Raw genomic sequence first — 17,000 nt, 5'->3', positions numbered from 1 at the left:
ATTTGCGAAAAATTTATTTTCATTGCGAAGACGAACTCATGTATTTTTGTGAACTTCTATTTCAAAAAGAAAAGAAAATCCACTTACATTGGGAAAATCAAAGCCGCCATAAAAATGAACTGACCATTTTACAACATGTGCCGGATGATAGTATAAAAGCATGTATGATCCAACTTTTTATGCAATTTCGATTTCACCGAATGATCAAAGAAATCATTCAAGATACATTTCATTATGAGAAAGATGAAGAAGTGGAAGCGATTATGCATTGGACAGATTGGCTCATTACTGCGAATATGCACCATGAGAGATTGTACAAGCATCATGAAACATTTCAAAAATTTTTACGTCCATTATTTTCGCGTTATATTTTTGATCGAACATTTATTCATTTCGATGAGATGTGTGTATTTTCGCGCCAAGAAATAAAACGAAAAATGACCCAAATTGTCGGCTATGCGATTGATGAATGGAAAGAAGAAGAACGATACCAACATTTTATTCATGCAATTCGTGTATATATTCAAAGCCGGCCGAGCAAAATAGATGAAATACATATTTTACATGAAGATACGTTTCAATTTTTTACATATCGTGGAGAAAAAATTGTACAAGAACGAATTGAGCATCATTTAAAAAAAGAACCATTGTACTTATTTGGAATGGATACATTAGAATATGATGTCACACCAGTCATTACATTTTTGCCCAAACAAATATATGTGTATACCGACGATTTAGCAGATACAAAGGTTACAGCTTTACGTAATATTTTTGAAGAAAAAGTGACCCCATTGCAAAAAAAACATTTTCCGTTTCATGTGAAGGAAAATTAATTGAAAAATAGTTATATTCTTGGTATACTTTTTAATAGAAAAAGTTGATATGAGAAGTTATGAGAAGGACACGATTGTTTCAAGTAATCATAGACAGAAAAGGAAGCCATTGACTGAAAGCTTCTGCTATCGATTCGAAATAATTACCACCTTTGAACTCTACAATGGAAATAATAGTATATTGTAGCGGATTTCACCGTTAACGAAAGAATGAAGTCGAATCATTTTTACGTATAAGTTACGTTTCGAAAATGAGGGTGGAACCACGAATATATACTCGTCCCTTTTGTTTAAGGGAGGAGTATTTTTATTTTTAAAGAAATAATGGTCAACTATATAAGAAGGAGTGTTTTAGCATGATTACTATGACGTTTCCAGATGGAAATACAAAAGAATTTGAACAAGGTGTAACAGGGGAAGAAATTGCCCAATCGATTTCTCCTGGTTTAAGAAAACAAGCAGTAGCAATTAAATTAGATGGGGAACATTATGATTTACGTCGTCCTATTGAAAAAGATGCCGCAATTGAGATCATTACATACCGTGATGAAGAAGGTATTGATATTATGCGCCACTCGACAGCACACTTACTAGCTCAAGCTGTCAAACGTTTATTTGGTGAGGTGAAATTTGGTGTTGGTCCGGTAATCGATGAAGGATTTTACTATGATATGGATTTAGAACATGTTATTACACCAGAAGATTTACCAAAAATTGAAAAAGAAATGCAACGTATTATTGACGAAAATTTAGAAATTGAACGAATCGAAGTATCACGTGAAGAAGCGAAAAAAATGTTCGCAGAAATCGGGGACGATTTAAAATTAGAATTAATCGATGCCATTCCTGAAGATGAACAAGTTACGATTTATAAACAAGGCGAATTTTTTGACCTTTGTCGAGGAGTTCACGTACCTCAAACTTCGAAAATTAAAGCATTTAAATTATTAAGTATTTCTGGAGCTTACTGGCGAGGAGATAGTGACAACCAAATGTTGCAACGTATTTACGGAACAGCATTTGAAAAAGAAAAAGAAGTAAAAGATTATTTACAACTTTTAGAAGAACGTAAAGAACGCGATCACCGTAAATTAGGAAAAGAATTAGAGATCTTTACTATTTCTCAAAAAGTAGGACAAGGTTTACCATTATGGTTACCAAAAGGAGCAACCATTCGTCGTATTATCGAACGTTATATTGTAGATTTAGAAGAAAAATTAGGATATGACCACGTCTATACACCTGTATTAGGAAGTGCAGAACTGTATAAAACAAGTGGACATTATGACCATTATCAGGATGACATGTTCCCAGTGATGGATATGGATAATGAGGAACTTTTTCTACGTCCAATGAACTGTCCACACCATATGATGGTATATAAAAACAATTTATATAGTTATCGTAATTTACCTGTTCGAATTGCTGAACTTGGTATGATGCACCGTTATGAAATGTCAGGAGCGTTAGCAGGGTTACAACGTGTAAGAGGAATGACGTTAAACGATGCCCATATTTTTGCTCGTCCAGACCAAATTAAAGATGAATTTATTCGCGTCGTCGAATTAATTAAACATGTTTATAAAGATTTCGGCATTACGGATTATTATTTCCGTTTATCTTATAGAGATCCTGAAGATAAAGAGAAATATATTGATGATGATTACATGTGGGAAATGGCACAAACAGCATTGAAAGAAACGATGGATGAACTCGAATTACCGTATGTGGAAGCAATTGGGGAAGCAGCGTTTTATGGACCGAAACTAGATGTTCAAGTAAAAACTGCATTAGGACATGATGAAACATTATCAACTGTTCAGCTTGACTATCAAGTTGCGGAAAGATTTGATTTATCTTATATTGGAGAAGATGGAAAACATCATCGTCCTGTCGTCATTCACCGTGGCGTCGTGTCGACGATGGAACGTTTTGTAGCGTATTTAATCGAAGAATATAAAGGCGCATTTCCAACATGGCTTGCTCCTGTACAAGTACACATCATTCCAGTATCATTAGCTGTTCATGCTGATTATGCGAAAAAAGTCGAAGATACGTTACGAATGGCAGGTATTCGTGTAGAAGTAGATGTTCGGGAAGAAAAATTAGGCTATAAAATCCGTGAAGCACAGACAAAGAAAATTCCTTACGCATTAGTATTAGGGGATAAGGAAATGGAATCGGATGAAGTAAATGTTCGTCGTTACGGACAAAAAGAGACAGAAACGATGTCCCTTGATGAGTTTGTTGCGTTCATCCAACAGGAAGTTGCAGAAAAGGTAAGTAAAAAGTAAAAGTCTGTTTGACAAATAAAATGTACCATGTTATGATATAAAAGTTGAATGTAATCATTCGACACGATCTAAAAGACAAGTAGGAGCACCCGCTTCTCACCTGACTAACACATAATGTCGTTGGCTGGTTAAATATCTTTCAAAATGATGAAGATAAATGTGGGTGCACTCGTGTGCCCACATTTTTTAATTGGATAAGCTCATCATCTTGTCATTCTGGATCAAAAATTTTCGGAGGTGGCTAGATATTAGCAAAGAGATGAATGTGAATCAGTCGATTCGTGCAAGAGAAGTACGTCTAATTGATGCAAATGGTGATCAACTAGGAGTAAAATCTCGTGATGAAGCATTAGAGATTGCTGCAACAAGAAACTTAGATTTAGTTTTAGTAGCTCCTGGTGCAAAACCGCCAGTATGTCGTATTATGGACTACGGTAAGTATCGTTATGAACAACAGAAAAAGGAAAAAGAGGCACGTAAGAAACAACGTGTTATCAACATAAAAGAAGTTCGTTTATCTCCAGGAATTGGTGATCACGACTTTAATACGAAACTAAGAAACGCACGTAAATTCATCGAAAATGGGGACAAAGTGAAAGCATCTGTCCGTTTTAGAGGGCGTGCTATTACGCACAAAGAATTAGGGCAAGAAGTCCTGGATCGTTTAGCAGAAGAGGTAAAAGACATCGCTACTGTTGAATCGAAAGCTAAAATGGAAGGGCGTCAAATGTTTATGATGCTTGCACCAATCACTGAAAAGTAATTTGTTACTGGATTATTTAAGGAGGAAATTGACATGCCAAAAATGAAAACACATAGAGGATCTGCAAAACGTTTCAAAAGAACTGCATCTGGAAAGTTAAAACGCGCACAAGGATATACAAGTCACTTATTCGCGAACAAATCACAGAAGCAGAAACGTAAATTACGTAAAAATGCAATGGTTTCTGAAAGTGATTTAAAACGTATCGATCAAATGTTACCTAGATAATAGGAAAATTACACAATATATTAGAGGAACAATCTTAGGAGGTAGAAACAATGGCACGAGTTAAAGGTGGAACAGTTACGCGCGCTCGTCGTAAACGTGTTCTAAAATTATCAAAAGGTTATTATGGTGCAAAACATAAATTATTCAAAAACGCAAAACAACAGGTGATGAAGTCAGGTAACTACGCTTACCGCGACCGTAAACAAAGAAAACGTGATTTCCGTAAATTATGGATCGCACGTATTAACGCTGCAGCACGTTTAAACGATATTTCTTACAGCAAATTAATGCACGGTTTAAAAGTTGCTGGAGTAGATATTAACCGTAAAATGTTAGCAGAATTAGCAGTGAATGATGCAGACGCATTCGCTAAATTAGTAGAACAAGCTAAAGCAGCAACAAAATAAGACACTATAAATAAAACACAAAACTTTCTATAGAAGGTTTTGTGTTTTTTTATTTTCGCATATGAAAGAAACCCTAATATAATGGAATGATACGAAAAAATTACTGTTACAATACAAAAAGCATGTTAAGATAGAAGGAACACGATTAGAAAGTAGGTAGATGATGAAACGCTTTTTGTATATGTTTTGTTGGATGCTTGTCATAGGTTTTTTATTTTATGGTGCAATACAGTGGCGAATGTCTCTTGTGATTTTAATGAAAGAAGAATTTCTCTTTCGTCCTTTAATGATTTTTACCGTTGTTTTTCCTATCATTTTAGGAATGTTGCTTCGTCTACCAAAATTGATCCTAGAATGGAAGCAATATAACAAGTGGTCATATGATTGGATGAAATTTTTTGTTGTTGCATTACCGAATTTATTCGTATTAATTATATTTGTTCTCTCTTATGTCAACTTATTCCCTGTTATGGATGTGTTCATCGTTGGAGAATATATTTTACCGACAGTAGTTGGATTAGTTTTTGGATATGTACTTCTAGATTGTATAAAAGGTAGTAATTCGGACGAAAAGGTGTCATAATTTTACTAGATAATGATAATGGTAGGGGACAATGTGATGGACAAAATAGAACAAACGGAACGATGGGTAAAGGATAAATTAGTAAATGAAACGACTGGACATGATTGGTATCATATAGTGAGGGTAACAAATATAGCAAAAGAGATAGCAGAACAAGAAGGTGCAAACTTATTTATCGTAACAATGGCAGCATTATTGCATGATGTAGCAGACGATAAAATCGTTGACGATGAAACAGCTGCATTACAAGAAATCGTCGATTGGCTTCATACAATAGAAGTCTCAGAAGAAGCCATCCATCACATCATGGAAATCATTCAAACGATATCCTTTAAAGGGGGTACGGGTAAAAAGGTACAGACATTAGAAGCACAAGTCGTGCAAGATGCAGATCGTCTTGATGCACTTGGAGCGATTGGGATTGCACGAACATTCCAATATAGTGGAGCAAAAGGGCAAGCGATATATGATCCGACTATCCAACCACGCACAAATATGACACTTGCACAATATCGTAACGAAAAATCTTCTGCTATTAACCATTTTTATGAAAAATTGCTCCTATTAAAAGAGACGATGAATACAGTAGAAGGGAAACGAATTGCGACACAACGTCATCATTTTATGGAACAATTTTTAGCGCAATTTTTTGAAGAATGGGGGATGAAACAAGAGTGAAACAAACTCCTGATACAAACAATGACGTGAATTTCACTTCAAAAAAAGATGGTTGGTTTGCCTTGTTTATTTGGGGAACCATTATATTCATGTGTTTCCTCATGATTATAGACAGAAGCATGATAGTATATATTTTCGGTCTATTGATGAATATGTTCCTTTTATGGATTTGGTTTGGGACGAATTATAAAGTAACGGAAGAACAACTATATATCGTGTCAGGACCTTTTCGAACAACTATACATATCGCAAATATTAGAAAAATAAAGGCGACAAAATCGCTTCTATCAGCCCCCGCATTATCAGTCGATCGAATGGAAATTCATTATAATACATATGATATGGTCATTGTCTCCCCTAAAGAAAAAGATGCCTTTATTCGTAACCTACAATCGAAAAATAAAAGTATAGAAGTTGAGAAAAAGTAACATGAAAAGGCAAAGTACGAGGCGTTTCGTACCATACCTTTTATTATACATTTGAAAACGCCTAGTTTTACTGATGGGGGCGGTAGCTTTTAGGATGTTATTGAAAATGCATATTATCTTGTTAAGCTAAAATGGGAACAGGAAGTTGCAAGAATACATACCGAAGTTGCAAGAATGCAACCCAAAGTTGCAAGAATACACTCCAAAGTTGCAAGAATACATGCCGAAGTTGCAAGAATGCAACCCAAAAGTGAATAATGAAGTGCAAAAGGAGGTTGTTCTGTGGGCCTTTTAAGCTGTAGCTGATCACAAAGGCATTTAGGCCACAGAACAAACTACAGTTCACACTGGTAGTTTTAATTTATAACTCATGTAAAGCCTAAGACGGCTTTTACTTCTAAATATTCCTCCATCCCGTACACACCACATTCACGGCCAATGCCAGATTGTTTGTATCCTCCAAATGGTGCACCATAATCTGTTGCACCGCCATTAATGGAAATCTCACCTGCACGAATTTCATTTGCGACATATTTTACCGTGTCACGATTATTTCCTAATACGTAACCAGCTAGTCCGTATATTGTATCATTTGCCATTTCTAATGCTTCCTCAATGGTGTCATACGTTATAACAGACATGACTGGACCAAAAATTTCCTCCTGAGCAATCGTCATATCATTTGTCACATTGGTAAAAATAGTAGGTTTTACGAAATAGCCTGTTTCTAATCCGGCTGGTTTTCCTGTTCCGCCTAAAAATAATGTTGCACCTTCTTCGATCCCTTTTTTCATATAATATTGCACCCGGTCAAACTGTTTAGCAGAAATGACAGGGCCAATACGAGTCGTTTTATCAGTTGGTAGCCCGACGACATAACTATCATAAATTTCTTTTAATGCTTGTAAAAATTCCGTTTCTTTATGGGCTGGAACGAATGTCCGAGATGCTAACGTACATACTTGACCACAGTTAAACGTTACATTCGACAGTGCGATTTTTGCTGCTTGCTCCATGTCAAAGTCGTCTAAAATAATCATCGGAGATTTCCCACCGAGTTCTAATGCTACTTTTTTCACTGTTTCTGCAGCACGTATGGAAATCTTTTTGCCTGTTTCATTGGAACCTGTAAAGGATACAAAATCAATACCCGGATGTCCACTTATCGCATGTCCAACCGAATGACCATATCCGTTTACTAAGTTAAATACCCCTTTTGGTACGCCAGCTTCATGTAATACTTCTGCTAAAATAACGGCTGAAATAGGGGTTAATTCGGATGGTTTTAATACAACGGTACTACCAGCAGCTAAAGCTCCTGCAATCTTTATAGCGGTTTGATTTGTCGGGAAGTTCCACGGCGTAATTAATCCACTTACCCCAATTGCTTCTTTACGAATAATGGTGTCACCTTGTTTTTCTTCAAACGAATATGTTTCCAATTGTCGTTTTGCCTGTTTAAAATGTTCTAAGCCTGATACATAGTGGACTTTTTCACTTAAAAATAAGGTAGCCCCTAGTTCATTTGAGATGGTTGTAATAAAATCATCTTTTCTTGATTCATATACATCGATAATACGTTGCAATAAATCCATTCTTTCTTTCACGGTTGTGTTAGAAAAAGATCGAAAAGCGGTTTTTGCTGCTTGTACTGCCTTATCCACATCTTCTGCTGACCCGTCTGCCACTTGCGCGAACACTTCCTCTGTAGCAGGATTGATCACATCGATAGTACTTTTATTTGTAGAATCCATCCATTCTCCATTTATATATTGCTGAATAAGTTGTTGAACCATGATGATCGACTCCTTCCTTTATCGTACAGTATAAACTTTTTTAGAAAAAGAAACAAAGCACTTGTATACGATTCCATAAAAAATATGATACAATAATTTTTGGGGAGGTTGTACAGTGAACTGGGATACATTATTTGATATGCAACAAAAATTAGATGATTACATAAGTAAAAACCATCAATTAGATGGAGCAGATTTATTAGAAGAGCGTTTTTTAGCCTTGCTCGTTGAAACAGGGGAGCTAGCAAATGAAACACGCTGTTTTAAATTTTGGAGTAAAAAGGAAGCATCCACGAAAGAAGTAATGTTGGAAGAATATGTTGATAATATCCACTTTTTATTGTCATTAGGTCTACATAAAGGGTATACATTTTCTACATTAGAAACTACACCAAAAGCGGAACAAAAAAATATGACGATTACCTTTAACGAGTTGTTTGCAGTATGTATGCAATTTTATAAGGAACAGACGGAAGAACGATATAAAGCGATGTTCCAAATGTATATCCAATTGGCGAGTATGCTTGGTTTTTCCGAACAAGATATTATGGAAGCATACTATGAAAAAAATGAAGTGAATTTTCAACGACAAGATGAGGGATATTAATCATTAAAGGAGGAAGAAGAAATTATGGCAAAATTAGATGAAACATTAATGATGCTAAAAGATTTAACAGACGCAAATGCGATTTCTGGAGATGAAAAAGAAGCACGTGATGTGATGGAAAAATATATTGCACCATATGCAGATGAAGTGTATACAGATAATTTAGGTAGTTTAATTGCGAAAAAGACGGGCGAAGAAAACGGTCCAAAAATTATGGTGGCAGGACATTTAGATGAAGTTGGCTTTATGGTTACTCGTATCGACAAAAATGGATTTTTATATTTCCAAACAATCGGTGGTTGGTGGAGTCAAGTAATGTTGGCACAACGAGTAACGATTAAAACGAAACAAGGTAACTTAACAGGTGTCATTGGATCAAAACCTCCACATATTTTATCACCAGAGGCACGTAAAAAGCCTGTAGAAATAAAAGATATGTTTATTGATATCGGCGCTTCAAGTAAAGAGGAAGCAGAAGAATTCGGGGTACGCCCAGGAGATTCCGTTATCCCTTATTTTGAATTTACTCAAATGAACAATGAAAAAATGTTACTTGCCAAAGCGTGGGATAATCGTATCGGATGTGCCATTGCGATTGAAGTATTAAAACAATTAGAAAATGAACAACATCCAAATATCGTATATGGTGTTGGGACCATTCAAGAAGAAGTAGGATTACGTGGGGCAAAAACTTCTGCACATCTCATCAATCCAGATATTGCATTTGGTGTGGATGTGGGAATAGCAGGAGATACGCCTGGTATTTCTGATCAAGAAGCGGATAGTAAATTAGGGGAAGGCCCACAAATTATTTTATATGATGCTTCCATGGTTTCTCATAAAGGTGTACGTAATCTTGTTGTGGAAACAGCGGAAGAAAAAAATATTCCATTTCAATATTCATCCATGGCGGGTGGTGGAACAGACTCTGGTGCAATCCATATTTCACAAGATGGGATTCCAGCATTATCCATTACAATAGCAACACGATATATCCATTCTCATGCAGCAATGTTACATCGTGATGATTTTGACAATGCAGTAAAATTAATCGTTGAAGTGATTAAAAAATTAGACAATGAAAAAGTAAAAGAAATTCGACTTGCATAAATAAAAAGTTCATCGTTTCTATTATTTAGAAATGATGAACTTTTTTTATTTTTTGTTGGATGAATAATAATAAAAAATTAGGAAAAACAAATCATTAATGATATAATAGTCATGGTAAAAAAGTATTATCATAATCCAGTGGAAAAATGTAAAATAGGAGAATGGGGTGGCAAGATGAAAGGTTTATTTACGTTTAAAAGCATACGTACGAAAATGCTTTTCGGTTTTTCACTAGTAGTATTATTAGTCGTTATGCTCGTTGGATATAATTATATCGTGATGAAAAATATCAACAAAGATACGGATAATGTCGCAAATAGGGAATTACCAATTTTAATAGCAGATGAACAATTAGGAATGACGATGTACAGTAAAGTTGGAGCTGCAAGAGGATACATATTAAGTGGGGATCCAACGTATAAAGAAATTTTTGAAGAAGACATGGAGCGGATGAAACAACACGAAGAAACAATTTTAAACATTGAAGGAACAGAAAAGTTTAAACAATTAATGGCAGATGCACAAGAATGGCATGATTATATCGTTTCAGACGTTTTTGCGGAATATGATAAAGGAAATGAAAAACAGGCATTAGAGAATTTAGTTCAAGCAGATACATATGTTGGTGACTTAGTGGATCGTTTTGATGAATTAGCAGATGGTCGGGAAGCACATATTATCGAACTAGAAGAAAAAGTGTTAACGGAAGGAAATCGAACATTAATTTTTGGACTTGTTATTGGAGCGCTCGCAATTGTGTTTGGTATGATCGTGGCAATTGTTAATGCAAACACCATTGCTAAACCATTAAGTGCTGTGAAAACACGCTTATCAGAAATTGCAAATGGTGATTTAAGTCAACCGCCTTTGGAGACGAATTTACAAGATGAAATAGGTGCATTAATTCATACGACAAATGACATGTCAGCGAGCAATCGTAATTTACTGGAAGAAATTAGTGCAGTTTCCGAATCTGTTTCCAGTCAAAGTGAACAATTACATCAATCAGCTGAAGAAGTTCGAGCTAGTTCGGAACAGATTTCTCTTACGATGGAGGAATTAGCAAGAGGTGCATCTGAACAAGCAGTAACAGCGACGGATTTATCCAACGTAATGATGACATTCCAGGAAAAAGTTACGGAAACAAATGAAAATAGTACGGAAATGATGGAAGTATCTGAAGAAGTGTTACAGATGACAAATGATGGTGAACAATTTATGGAGCGCTCTACCTCCCAAATGAATATCATTGATGGGGTCGTACATGAAGCGGTAGAAAAGGTCGAAGGATTAGATCGACATGCACAACATATTTCTGAATTAGTGTCGATGATCAAAGACATTGCAGATCAAACAAACTTACTTGCATTAAACGCAGCCATTGAGGCGGCACGTGCAGGAGAACATGGAAAAGGATTTGCTGTTGTAGCGGATGAAGTACGAAAATTAGCGGAGGAATCATCAAATTCTGTGACAGAAATTACGAATATCGTAATGAATATCCAAAATGAATCTACCTCTGTCGTAAATTCCTTACAGCAGAGCTATAAAGATGTTGCAGAAGGAACGGAACAAATTGTAAAAACGGGAGAAATGTTTGAAGAAATTAGCCATTCTGTGTCAAGCATGGTCCAAAACATTCATACGATTTCTAAAAACATTGATGAAATTTCCAATAATACGGCATTAATGGGTAATTCCATTGAAGAAGTGGCAGCTATCTCAGAACAATCAGCAGCTGGAGTACAAGAAACTACCGCTTCCTCTGAGGAGACGAGCAGTATTATGGAAGAAATTTCAAATAGCTCGAAACATTTAGCAACACAAGCAGAACAGCTGAACGAATTAGTCCGCTGTTTTACATTATAATTACAACAAAGAAAAAATTTAAATGAAATCGTTGACAAATACATTTTTATTTTATATATTATGAATAAGTTAATAAGATTGTAATGTATCGGTGATTAGGAGCCCACATTTCATAGGTATATACTCTCGCGTAGAAGTATATACCTATGAAATGTGGGCTTTTTTATTCCTTTTATGCATACAATATATTAACCAAAATACATGATAAAGGGTGTGAGTACATGTCTGAGTTTATGGGTGAATTGTTAGGAACAATGGTTTTAATTACGTTTGGTGCTGGGGTTGTTGCTGGTGTGTTACTAAAGTGGTCGAAGGCACAAGAAGCTGGTTGGGTAGTTATTACATTAGGATGGGGACTAGCAGTGACGATGGGAATTTTCGTATCTGGTATCGCATCTGATGCACATTTAAACCCAGCAGTTACATTAGGATTTGCCGCGATTGGAGATTTCCCATGGGAAAAGGTACCTACCTATATTTTAGGACAATTTATAGGAGCGATATTAGGTGCAGTAATCGTGTTTATTAATTACTTACCACATTGGCGAGAAACAAAGGATGCCTCAGCAAAATTAGGTATATTTTGTACAGCGCCGGGTTCTTCTGACCGTGTAAGAAAACCCTTACAAAACTTAGCAAGTGAAATAATTGGTACGTTTGTTTTACTTTTTGCATTATTATTTATTGTTGGACCAAATGAACTTGCAGAAGGCTTATCTCCCCTCGTTGTTGGTTTGTTAATTGTTGCTATCGGAATGTCTCTTGGAGGGGCTACAGGATATGCGATTAACCCTGCACGTGATTTGGGACCTCGTATCGCACATGCGATACTACCTATCCCTGGAAAAGGACATTCTGATTGGGGATATGCTTGGGTACCTGTTGTTGGCCCAATTATTGGCGGAGTGTACGGTGCTTTATTTTATCAATCCGTTTTTGAAGGCGTCACGACTCCTCTCTTTTGGATTATGACCGTTATTGTCGCTATCGTTTTAATAGGTGCACTTAGAAATGAGTTGAACGATAAAGAAAGCGTAAACAAAACTGTAAGTGATTCTGAAAATGTAATGTAAAGGGGAATAAAGAATGACAGAAACTTATATTTTATCCATTGATCAAGGAACAACCAGTTCGCGAGCAATTTTATTTAACCATGATGGGGAAATAGTATCTATTGCTCAACAAGAATTTGAACAATTTTTTCTACATCCAGGATGGGTAGAACATGATGCAAATGAAATTTGGACATCTGTTTTAGCTTGTGTTGCGGAAACATTTCGTAAAGCAGAAGTTCGTCCAGAACAAGTAAAAGGAATCGGAATTACCAACCAAAGAGAAACGACGGTTGTATGGGATCGTCATACAGGTAAACCGATTTATAAAGCAATTGTATGGCAGTCAAGACAGACAGAAAATATTTGTGCTGCATTAAAAGAAGCGGGACATGAAGAAACATTCCGTAAGAAAACAGGTTTATTATTAGACCCATATTTTTCTGGAACAAAAGTGAAATGGATTTTAGATAATGTGGAAGGTGCACGAGAGAAAGCAGAAAATGGTGATTTATTATTTGGAACGATTGATTCGTGGCTTGTGTATAAATTATCTGGCGGAAAAGCACATGTCACAGATTACTCAAATGCTTCTCGTACGTTAATGTTTAATATTTATGATTTAGAGTGGGATGAAGAACTGTTAAATCTTTTAACGATTCCATCATCCATGTTACCGGAAGTACGTCCATCTTCAGAAGTGTATGCGAATACAGTAGATTATCACTTTTTTGGCCAAGAAGTACCGATTGCAGGAATGGCTGGGGATCAACAGGCAGCACTTTTTGGGCAAGCTTGTTTTGAAACAGGTATGGCAAAAAACACGTATGGTACTGGATGTTTCATGTTAATGAACACAGGAGAAAAAGGGGTCCAATCTGACAATGGATTATTAACTACATTAGCATGGGGCATAGACGGAAAAGTGGAATATGCACTAGAAGGAAGTATTTTCATTGCTGGTTCTGCCATCCAATGGTTACGTGATGGAATGCGTATGATTCAACAAGCACCAGACAGTGAAATATATGCAGAAAGAGTCGATTCAACAGAAGGAGTATATGTCGTTCCAGCATTTGTTGGACTAGGAACACCTTATTGGGATAGTAATGCGAGAGGTGCTGTGTTCGGTTTAACGAGAGGTACGAGTAAAGAACATTTTATACGTGCGACATTAGAGTCATTAGCATACCAAACGAAAGATGTGTTAGATGCGATGATTCAAGATGCGGGTATTGATTTAACCTCTTTACGAGTAGATGGAGGAGCAGTCGAAAATACATTTTTAATGCAATTCCAAAGTGATATGTTACAAGTACCAGTAGAACGTCCTGTCATTCAGGAAACGACTGCATTAGGTGCAGCATATTTAGCTGGTTTAGCTGTTGGTTATTGGGAAAGTAAAGAAGAAATTGCAACACAGTGGAAAAATGAACGAACATTTTCTCCTAACTTAGATAAAGATGTACGAGATGAATTATATGAGGGATGGCATAAAGCGGTGGAAGCAACACGCGTATTTAAACGACCTTAAACATAGTAAAAACGATATTGGAGTAGGGGTTCTGTTTTAAAAATGGAATCCCTACTTATTTTTTGTTCCATCCTTTGTTATACTAAAGAAATAAACGGAAAGGAAGAGAGGGATAACATGACTATGCCTAAAGGTATTATGCCAGCAGTTCGACAATTAAAAGATTTTGAAAAAGCATTGTCCTCTGAGCATACTTGGATTGTGCTGTTAGAAACACGATTATCCCAACTGAAACAATTAGTAACCTATGCTAAAAAGGAAAACAAAAAAGTGTTGATCCATATTGATCTTATTCAAGGATTAAAAGCTGATGAGTATGGGGTTGAATTTATTGCACGGGAAATAAAACCAGAAGGGATTATTTCTACTCGGGGAAGTGTAATAGATAGTGTGAAAAAATATGATTTAATCGCAATCCAACGGTTATTTTTGTTAGATAGTTTATCCATTGATAGCAATGTACGAATATCTGGTCGAACAAAAGCAGATTATATTGAAGTTTTACCAGGGACCATGCCAGAATTAATTAAGAAGATACAAAAAGTCACAGATATACCTATTATTGCAGGTGGATTGTTAACGACGCAAGAGGATATTAATGAAGCGTTTGAGGCAGGTTCTATCGCCGTCACCACATCAAGTACATCATTATGGTAAGATGTACCTTTTATTATTTCTTGTTCATCATTATTGTACGGAATGAGACATGAAATACCCCCTAAAGTTGTATATAAAATCAACTTTAGGGGGTACTTCTTTTACGATAAGTATTGATTCATTACTTTTTGTACATAGTTTTGTGTTTCCTTAAACGGTGGGATTCCACCATATTTTTGTACGTTACCCGGACCGGCATTATAAGCAGCTAACGCCAAACGTACATCCCCATTATGACGCTTTAGCATCTTACTAAAATAATGTGTCCCTCCATCAATATTTTGGGCGACATTTGTCCGATCTGTGACACCAACTTCTTTTGCTGTAGCTGGCATTAATTGCATTAACCCAACAGCCCCTGTATGACTACGGACAGTTGGATCATAGTTAGATTCCATTTTAATGATTGCATGGATTAGTTTTTCATCCACTCCGTATTTTTTCGCCGCACTCGCAATTAGCTCATTATATTTTGTCGTTGGGGCTTTCGCTAAAGCAGCCCCTGTATGATTGGATTGTGTAGCTGTATAAGACGCAATAGCATCATTCATTTGTACTGGCTGTTGCATGACACTAGTCGTTTGTGGCTGTGTCATCGTAGGTAATTGCCTGTCCATTCCGATAGGATTCATGATAGAAAAAGGCTGTAAGGAAGAAACATGATCTGTCAATCCTCCGTGTAAATTAAATGATTGAGCGAGCGCAATTTTTTCCAAAAGTAATTGTTGGAAATCAAGTCCGTTTGTTCGTTGGATCGTATTAGTTATTTGTCGTTGGTATGGGTCGTTCGTTGGGAGCATATAACTTTGAATCATTTCGTTCATCTATTCATCCGTCCTTTTTTATCACTATCCATATCATATGATTCAACGGGGGAAATAGCAAGAGAAATGAGTATAAAAGACTATGTTTTTACATCTAACCGTGTTTTTGTAGTCCTCTTTCTAAAGCGAATAACATCGATGATTTTTCTTCGTTTGTAGAACCGTTCCAAATATACTCAAACAGCACGCCGAGGCCTGGCAATATTTTTTCCTCTCCATCTTCTAATGCATCAACAATGGTTTCTTCAAATTGATCCAATGAATTATCTTTCACGTTTTGATATATTGCTTCGCGAATATTAATGTCCATATATAAAACTCCTTTATGATTCGTTTTCTCTATTATGACCGTACGTTGTAAAAAGTATGTATGTCATTTCCACACGTAATGAAAAATCATTCGCATCCTGATAAAAGTAAAATATAAATAAAGTATCGGGGAGAGACTTTTGAACGTGCTATCTTAGCTTAATTCATCAGTATCCAAATTATAATGAGGCAATCGGGCATGAAGGCCTCTTAATACGAAAATTGGCAACGACTAAAAATAAGCGTATAATGATAGCATGATAGGAACGGTGCATAAAGAAAAGGATGAATAAGATGATTACATCGACACAAAATAAATTCGTCAAAGAATGGAAAAAACTACATAAGAAAAAATATCGCCAAGAAACAGGCACATTTTTAATTGAAGGAGAACATTTGATAGAAGAAGCATATGAGACAGACCAATTAATTACCACATTAATTGTCCAAGAAGGAAAAGAAGTTCCTGCATGGATGGACGAAGAACATGTATATATCGTCACGGAAAATGTATTTAAGGAAATATCCCAAACGGAAGCACCACAAGGGATTGCGGCAATTGTGCATATGGGAAGGATGGAACAAGAACATAATAACTATGTCCTTTTAATCGATGCGATCCAAGATCCTGGTAATTTAGGAACGATCATTCGAACAGCAGATGCGGCTGGCTTTTCTAAAGTAGTATTAGGGGAAGGGACAGTTGATGTGTACAATGATAAAGTTATTCGTGCAACACAAGGATCCATTTTTCACCTTGCCATTGAACAGCGTGACTTGAACGAAGCAATTACAAGCCTTCAAGCAGATGGTTTTTCGGTATGGGCGACCACATTGCGACGTGCACAAAATTATGCAGAAGTAGAGCCGACAAATAAAACGGCGATTATTTTAGGGAATGAGGGCCGTGGCGTACAACAAAAATGGCTCGATATGGCAGATGAACTGGTGAAGATTCCGATGTATGGAAAGGCTGAATCATTAAATGTTGGGATAGCAGCAGGTATATTAATGTATCATATTAG

19 protein-coding genes and 2 other annotated features are annotated in these 17,000 nt (G+C 36.2%); of the genes, 16 read left to right on the top strand and 3 right to left on the bottom strand.

Going from position 1 to position 17,000, the window contains the following annotated elements; translation table 11 throughout:
• Window positions 1-2 precede the first annotated feature (2 nt).
• From ytxC to WKT09_RS06525, 9 genes are all read left to right on the top strand, one after another.
• Complete coding sequence (gene ytxC, locus WKT09_RS06565) at window positions 3-836, top strand: sporulation protein YtxC (RefSeq protein WP_340415275.1); 834 nt, start codon at window positions 3-5, stop codon at window positions 834-836.
• A gap of 50 nt (window positions 837-886) precedes the next feature.
• Window positions 887-1,124 (top strand) — a binding site (T-box leader).
• A gap of 68 nt (window positions 1,125-1,192) precedes the next feature.
• Window positions 1,193-3,130, top strand: a complete 1,938-nt coding sequence (gene thrS / locus WKT09_RS06560) for a threonine--tRNA ligase (protein ID WP_340415274.1) — start codon at window positions 1,193-1,195, stop codon at window positions 3,128-3,130.
• Between the two features lie 71 nt (window positions 3,131-3,201).
• Window positions 3,202-3,325 (top strand) — a sequence feature (ribosomal protein L20 leader region).
• Window positions 3,326-3,389: 64 nt separating this feature from the next.
• On the top strand, window positions 3,390-3,893 hold the full coding sequence (infC, locus tag WKT09_RS06555) for a translation initiation factor IF-3 (RefSeq protein ID WP_340415315.1): 504 nt from the start codon (window positions 3,390-3,392) through the stop codon (window positions 3,891-3,893).
• Between the two features lie 33 nt (window positions 3,894-3,926).
• Window positions 3,927-4,121 (top strand): 50S ribosomal protein L35, encoded by a 195-nt coding sequence (gene rpmI / locus WKT09_RS06550; RefSeq protein ID WP_340415273.1) that lies wholly within the window; start codon window positions 3,927-3,929, stop codon window positions 4,119-4,121.
• A 50-nt stretch (window positions 4,122-4,171) separates the two neighbouring features.
• Complete coding sequence (rplT, locus tag WKT09_RS06545) at window positions 4,172-4,528, top strand: 50S ribosomal protein L20 (protein ID WP_340415272.1); 357 nt, start codon at window positions 4,172-4,174, stop codon at window positions 4,526-4,528.
• A 163-nt stretch (window positions 4,529-4,691) separates the two neighbouring features.
• Window positions 4,692-5,111, top strand: coding sequence for a hypothetical protein (locus WKT09_RS06540; RefSeq protein ID WP_340415271.1), 420 nt, complete (start codon window positions 4,692-4,694; stop codon window positions 5,109-5,111).
• Between the two features lie 36 nt (window positions 5,112-5,147).
• Window positions 5,148-5,789 carry an HD domain-containing protein gene (locus WKT09_RS06535; RefSeq protein WP_340415270.1) on the top strand — a complete coding sequence of 214 codons (642 nt, stop codon included), beginning with the start codon at window positions 5,148-5,150 and terminating at the stop codon, window positions 5,787-5,789.
• Window positions 5,786-6,217, top strand: a complete 432-nt coding sequence (locus WKT09_RS06530) for a PH domain-containing protein (RefSeq protein ID WP_340415269.1) — start codon at window positions 5,786-5,788, stop codon at window positions 6,215-6,217. Before WKT09_RS06535 ends, WKT09_RS06530 begins: the two co-directional genes overlap by 4 nt.
• 145 nt (window positions 6,218-6,362) lie before the next feature.
• Window positions 6,363-6,512 carry a hypothetical protein gene (locus WKT09_RS06525; protein WP_340415268.1) on the top strand — a complete coding sequence of 50 codons (150 nt, stop codon included), beginning with the start codon at window positions 6,363-6,365 and terminating at the stop codon, window positions 6,510-6,512.
• Window positions 6,513-6,585: 73 nt separating this feature from the next.
• On the opposite strand, the gene WKT09_RS06520 is transcribed toward WKT09_RS06525, so the two are convergent.
• Window positions 6,586-8,013, bottom strand: a complete 1,428-nt coding sequence (locus WKT09_RS06520) for an aldehyde dehydrogenase family protein (RefSeq protein ID WP_340415267.1) — start codon at window positions 8,011-8,013, stop codon at window positions 6,586-6,588.
• Between the two features lie 115 nt (window positions 8,014-8,128).
• On the opposite strand from WKT09_RS06520, the gene WKT09_RS06515 reads away from it, so the two are divergent.
• From WKT09_RS06515 to WKT09_RS06490, 6 genes are all read left to right on the top strand, one after another.
• Window positions 8,129-8,620: a dUTP diphosphatase gene (locus WKT09_RS06515; RefSeq protein ID WP_340415266.1), complete on the top strand. Its 492-nt coding sequence runs from the start codon at window positions 8,129-8,131 to the stop codon at window positions 8,618-8,620.
• A 24-nt stretch (window positions 8,621-8,644) separates the two neighbouring features.
• A complete protein-coding gene (locus WKT09_RS06510) occupies window positions 8,645-9,730 on the top strand; it encodes a M42 family metallopeptidase (protein WP_340415265.1) in 1,086 nt (361 codons plus the stop codon).
• Window positions 9,731-9,904: 174 nt separating this feature from the next.
• On the top strand, window positions 9,905-11,599 hold the full coding sequence (locus WKT09_RS06505) for a methyl-accepting chemotaxis protein (RefSeq protein WP_340415264.1): 1,695 nt from the start codon (window positions 9,905-9,907) through the stop codon (window positions 11,597-11,599).
• A gap of 221 nt (window positions 11,600-11,820) precedes the next feature.
• Window positions 11,821-12,672 (top strand): MIP/aquaporin family protein, encoded by an 852-nt coding sequence (locus WKT09_RS06500; RefSeq protein ID WP_340415263.1) that lies wholly within the window; start codon window positions 11,821-11,823, stop codon window positions 12,670-12,672.
• 13 nt (window positions 12,673-12,685) lie between these two features.
• Entirely contained in the window at window positions 12,686-14,185 is a 1,500-nt protein-coding gene (gene glpK / locus WKT09_RS06495; protein ID WP_340415262.1) for a glycerol kinase GlpK, read from the top strand.
• Window positions 14,186-14,302: 117 nt separating this feature from the next.
• Window positions 14,303-14,842: a glycerol-3-phosphate responsive antiterminator gene (locus WKT09_RS06490; RefSeq protein ID WP_340415261.1), complete on the top strand. Its 540-nt coding sequence runs from the start codon at window positions 14,303-14,305 to the stop codon at window positions 14,840-14,842.
• Between the two features lie 101 nt (window positions 14,843-14,943).
• Here the strand turns inward: WKT09_RS06490 and WKT09_RS06485 are convergent, their stop codons facing one another.
• Together WKT09_RS06485 and sspI are read right to left on the bottom strand one after the other, a co-directional pair.
• Window positions 14,944-15,666, bottom strand: coding sequence for a lytic transglycosylase domain-containing protein (locus WKT09_RS06485; RefSeq protein WP_340415260.1), 723 nt, complete (start codon window positions 15,664-15,666; stop codon window positions 14,944-14,946).
• Window positions 15,667-15,760: 94 nt separating this feature from the next.
• Window positions 15,761-15,976, bottom strand: coding sequence for a small acid-soluble spore protein SspI (gene sspI, locus WKT09_RS06480; RefSeq protein WP_340415259.1), 216 nt, complete (start codon window positions 15,974-15,976; stop codon window positions 15,761-15,763).
• Between the two features lie 293 nt (window positions 15,977-16,269).
• Here sspI and WKT09_RS06475 point away from each other — a divergent pair.
• Window positions 16,270-17,000 (top strand): TrmH family RNA methyltransferase (locus tag WKT09_RS06475; protein WP_340415258.1); only part of this gene is annotated, 731 nt, incomplete at its 3' end.

The organism is Pseudogracilibacillus sp. ICA-222130, assembly GCF_037892545.1.
Classification (GTDB): Bacteria; Bacillota; Bacilli; order Bacillales; family Amphibacillaceae; genus Pseudogracilibacillus.
This window is presented reverse-complemented; position numbering and strand designations above follow the sequence as displayed.